The sequence below is a fragment of the Streptomyces glaucescens genome, from assembly GCF_002154375.1.
Taxonomy (GTDB): Bacteria; Actinomycetota; Actinomycetes; order Streptomycetales; family Streptomycetaceae; genus Streptomyces; species Streptomyces glaucescens.
In genome coordinates this window covers 1-4,301 of the sequence record NZ_MUND01000160.1, presented here as the reverse complement: position 1 = coordinate 4,301, position 4,301 = coordinate 1, and the positions used below count along the sequence as shown (strand labels likewise).

Annotated in this window: 4 protein-coding genes and 2 pseudogenes; 3 read left to right on the top strand and 3 right to left on the bottom strand. The window is 72.8% G+C overall.

What is annotated here, in order from left to right; all coding sequences use genetic code 11:
- Both CCN42_RS43730 and CCN42_RS12240 read left to right on the top strand, forming a co-directional pair.
- Positions 1-212 (top strand): annotated as a pseudogene (locus CCN42_RS43730) (hypothetical protein); the annotation flags it as partial.
- 193 nt (positions 213-405) lie between these two features.
- Positions 406-669: an HU family DNA-binding protein gene (locus CCN42_RS12240; RefSeq protein ID WP_245877251.1), complete on the top strand. Its 264-nt coding sequence runs from the start codon at positions 406-408 to the stop codon at positions 667-669.
- Between the two features lie 475 nt (positions 670-1,144).
- On the opposite strand, the gene CCN42_RS12235 is transcribed toward CCN42_RS12240, so the two are convergent.
- Together CCN42_RS12235 and CCN42_RS12230 are read right to left on the bottom strand one after the other, a co-directional pair.
- Positions 1,145-1,774 (bottom strand): response regulator, encoded by a 630-nt coding sequence (locus CCN42_RS12235; RefSeq protein ID WP_211294686.1) that lies wholly within the window; start codon positions 1,772-1,774, stop codon positions 1,145-1,147.
- An 8-nt stretch (positions 1,775-1,782) separates the two neighbouring features.
- Complete coding sequence (locus CCN42_RS12230) at positions 1,783-2,988, bottom strand: sensor histidine kinase (RefSeq protein ID WP_143661899.1); 1,206 nt, start codon at positions 2,986-2,988, stop codon at positions 1,783-1,785.
- Between the two features lie 150 nt (positions 2,989-3,138).
- Between CCN42_RS12230 and CCN42_RS12225 the strand changes: the two genes are divergently transcribed.
- Positions 3,139-3,729: a VanZ family protein gene (locus CCN42_RS12225; RefSeq protein WP_086735323.1), complete on the top strand. Its 591-nt coding sequence runs from the start codon at positions 3,139-3,141 to the stop codon at positions 3,727-3,729.
- 308 nt (positions 3,730-4,037) lie between these two features.
- On the opposite strand, the pseudogene CCN42_RS44360 reads toward CCN42_RS12225, so the two are convergent.
- A pseudogene (locus tag CCN42_RS44360) lies at positions 4,038-4,169 on the bottom strand (MarR family transcriptional regulator); the annotation flags it as partial.
- Between the last annotated feature and the right edge of the window lie 132 nt (positions 4,170-4,301).

The window sequence follows — 4,301 nt, the reverse complement described above, 5'->3', positions numbered from 1 at the left end:
TCAAAGAGACACGCGCTAGCCTCCGCTCCGGCCCACGCCCCATCGGACCGGCGGCCGTCGCGCCCCCTTACCCGGGCCGCCGCCACGCCCGGTGCTGCGCCTCCGCAAGCGCGGCAATCGACGAGGACGGAGTCCGGGAGCTGGCCACGGTGCTCGCCAAGCGGGCCCGACCGGCCCGGAACGGGGACGCGCTGTCCGCCGCGCTCGGCTGATCGAGCGGCCATGCCGGACCCGCCCCGCTGCTGGAGAGCGGAGGAGCCAATCCACCCGAACTCGGTCCCGCTGCACGAGCTGTTGGTAGGCGCGCAGGTTCGGTGCGGGCGATCAGAAGATGCGAGCACTCCAGCCTCCCGCGATGGTGGAAGCGTTGCAGCATCGCCAACATGACCGGACGGGGACGCTGACGTGGACAAGTCGCAGCTCACCGAGATGACCGCTCGTCGTGCCGCCGACAGCTCTGACGGCCGGGAACTCACCGGGGACAACATCAGCCGGGTCCTCGATCTGCTCTTCGGCACCGTGGAGCAGGCCGGCACCATCGCCGAGGCGCTCAAGGGCCGGGAGGTCGTCACTCTTGGCAGCTTCGGGAGTTTCCAGGCTGCCGACGGCGTCGCCTCTTTCCGGCCGGGGACGGCCCTCACCGAGTACCTGCGCGATCAGACCCGATGACCGCGGAACGGAGCACCGGGTGGACGTGGGACGGACGTCGTCCCGGGGCTGTGTCGCCCACCGCGCTCGGGCAGTTCGGCTCGGCGGCCGGGCGGTGTAGGAGCCGCTCTGGCGACGTACCGCTTCGATCGGACGGACGACGCTCACCGACCGCTTCCGGGCGGCCCGCGTGCCCTGGAGCCGGGCCGCGATCAGGTGGTGCAGTCCCAGGGACAAGGTCCGGTGGGGACCCGCGGTGAGCCCCCGGCACACGGGCGCACCGTCGCAGCAGTGTCGGCTTACCGATCCCGCCCGGCCCGCGCAGGAGCCCTTCGGTGTGACATTGGGCCCCCCGCGAGCATGGAGCGGAAGAGGGCCGTCTCCGTCGCGCGTCCGACGGACGCCCGGTCGCGTGATGCCGTGAGCCGACCGCGCGGACGGCCCCTGGGTGGGCGCGGTGGCATGCCCCCGGCCCCGGGTGCGTGCGGACGTCATGTCACGCCTCATCGTCGGCGTAGCCGTGCCGCCAGGCCCACGCGGCGATCTCCACCCGATTGCGCACCGCCAGCTTGGCCTGGACGTTGGTCAGGTGGGTCTTGACGGTGCCCACGGTGATGCACAGCGCGCCGGCGATCTCGGCGTTGGTCAGCCCCCGGGCGACCAGTCGGACCACCTCGATCTCGCGCGGCGAGAGATCCGTCTCCACGTCGCGCAGGCGCGACGCCGCCATCACCTTTTCGAGCAGCCGGACGGTGATGGAAGGGCTGATGAGCGAGTCACCGGCCGCCGCCGCACGCACCGCCTCGGCCAACAGGCGGGGGCCGGAGTCCTTGAGCACGAAGCCGCAGGCGCCGGACCGGATGGCCCGGGTGACGTACTCGTCGTCGTCGAACGTCGTCACCATCACCACCCGCGGCGTGTGGCGTGCGCCGGGCCGGGTCAGGGCGCGCAGGGCGTCGAGGCGGGGCATGCGGATGTCCATGAGGACCACGTCCGGGCAGTGGCGCGCCGCCAGGTCGACGGCCTGGACGCCGTCCTCCGCCTCGGCCACGACAGTGATGTCGTCCTCGACGGAGAGGATCATGGCCATACCGGTGCGGACGATGGCCTGGTCGTCGACGATCATGGTCCGGATCACGCGGTGGCTTCCCGGGGGGAAGAGGTGAGCAACGGCAGGCGTGCGCCGACGTGCCAGGTGCCGTCGTCTCCGGCATCGGTGCGCAGGCTGCCCCCGGCACCGCTCACCTGCTCCTGGAGGCCCCTGAGGCCGTAGCCGGGCGGGGACGAGGGCTTGGCCGCTCCGTCGTTGTCGACCGAGACGGACATGTGCCGCTGTCCGGCCGTCACCCGCACGGTCACCGTGCGGCAGGTGGGAGCATGCTTGCGAACGTTGGTCAGCGCTTCCATCACCACTCGGTGGGCGATGTCGGCAGCGTCGGCGGGAAGGCGGTCGGTGGGCCCTTCCTCGACGAGACGCACGGACACGCCGGGGGCGCCGAAGCCGGTCACTAGGGATCGCACGGCGGTCATGCCACCGGGCGGGGTGAGCGGTGCGCCGGGATCGTCGGCCCGCAGCGCGCCGACCATGCGGCGCAGCGACGCGAGGGCCTCCGCGCCGGTGTCCTCGATGCGGCGCAGGGCGGCAGGAACCAGGTCGGGCCGCTTGTCGGCGATGGCGCCGGCACCCTGCGCCTGGACGACGATGCCCGTGACGTGGTGGGCGACGTAGTTGTGGAGGTCCCTGGCCAGCCGCACACGCTGTTCGAGGCGGATACGGCTTTCCCGCTGCCGCCGGTCGGCGACGACGAGCCGGGCGGTCACGGCGGCGCCCGCCACCGCAACCGCCACCAGCGTCGACACGAAGGCGAGGAGGACGCTGCCCTCCCGGACCTCCACCGCGAGGGGGCGCGACACCACGGCGGCGATCAGCGCCACCGCCGCCACCGCCGCGAGGAGGGGCGGCGCACCGCGCCGGGCCGTGAACGCCAGCACGATCAGCAGCGCGACCGGTTCGAAGGCGCCGTACGCCGTGGACGCGCCGTGGTCCGCGCGCAGATGCACCGCCGTCGTGAAGGCCAGCGACGCCACGGCGGTCGCGAGCCCCGCCAGGGCCGTGCCCCGGCGGCCCGCACCGCGCCGCGTGATGAGGGGCAGGGCGAGCAGGGCGACCACAACCGTCGTGGCGGACAGCCCCAGCAACGGGCCGGTGACCGGCTGGTGGAAGGTTCCCCACCGCAGGTCGAGCAGCGCGGCAGCCCCCGCGAGGCAGAGCACGGCGGACCACTGCAGGGCGGCGGCACCGCGCGGACGGCCCGGCGGCCGAGGTCGACGAGAGGACATGCGGTGAAGCGTAGGACAGCCGGACCGCCCCGCCCTCTGCCGAAAGTCGTAGCGGTCGTCCGGGAGACCCGCCTTTCGCCGGAGTCGCGCGGGGTCCGGTGCCCGGAAGGCTGACGGCCGATGTCCTGAGGAACCCGAAGGAGCCGGTGCATGAATGCGAACCTGACCATCGAACCGACGTACGTCCTGGGCCCCGCCCTCGTCGTCTTCCTCGGGGTGGCGGCCGTGCGCCTGCGCCGGGCGCGGCCCGGCTGGACCGGCTGGCACGTGTTCCTGCGCACCGCCGCGTGCCTCTACACCGCAGCCGTGCTGTCGATCACCGTCCTGCCCCTGCGGGTGACGTGGGGCGAGTACGCCAACCAGATGCCGTGGTGGAACCAGGTCAACTACGTGCCGATGGTCACCGTCGACGTGACCGCGGTGCCCAACATCCTGATGTTCGTGCCGCTCGGCATGCTGCTGCCCCTCCTCACTCGGGTGAGCGGCCCGGCCCGGGCCGTCGGGGTGAGCGCACTGGCGAGCCTGTGCATCGAGGTGACGCAGCTGCTGTCGTACGTGCTGTTCCACAACGGCCGTTCCGTCGACGTCAACGACCTGCTCGCCAATACCCTGGGCGGGCTGATCGGCTACCTCCTCGTGCGCCTCGCCCTGGCCAGGCCCCCGGTCCGCGAGCTGCTGCGGCGGTTCGCGTTGCCCCGCTCCGCCGAGGGCCAGCCGGCCGTGACGACGACGGCCGCCTGATCGAGGGCAGGGCCGACCGACCTGGTGACCCACGTCACGGGCAGCCCGCCGCACCTCAACCGGCTCGCCCGCTGATGGCCGCGCTGCGCGGGCGTGGGACGCAGGGCCGCCGGACCTGCCGCGTACAACCACCCTGTGGGCGCCGCGCAACCTTGCGTCGCCTCAATGGAGTTTGAGGTTGCTGCTGGAGTCGGCCGCCGCAGCCGAGGCCCGCTCGGCCCGCCTTCGCGGCGTCCGGCACGCCGACGAGGGCGGCGCCAGCCGGTGCCGGTCAACATGATCAGCGACGAGCTCGGTGGGTGCTTGAGCAGCAACTCGCCCAGTACCGACCGCTGTTCGTCCGTCAGCGGGGCAGGATCTCTTGCCGCTGACCACCGCGCGCCGTGCAGCTCGCGCAGGGCCCCGCGCCCGTCGTCGATCAGCTCGATGCGGATGACCCGCGGTTCGTCGGTCACCGACCGGTAGCTGCAGCGCGGGCAGCGTGGGGGGCACCCGGACCACGTCGTGGAGGCGGTGCAGAACTACCTGATGTCGCAGTCCACCCAGCACTTTGCCTAGGGGGTGTCGTCAAA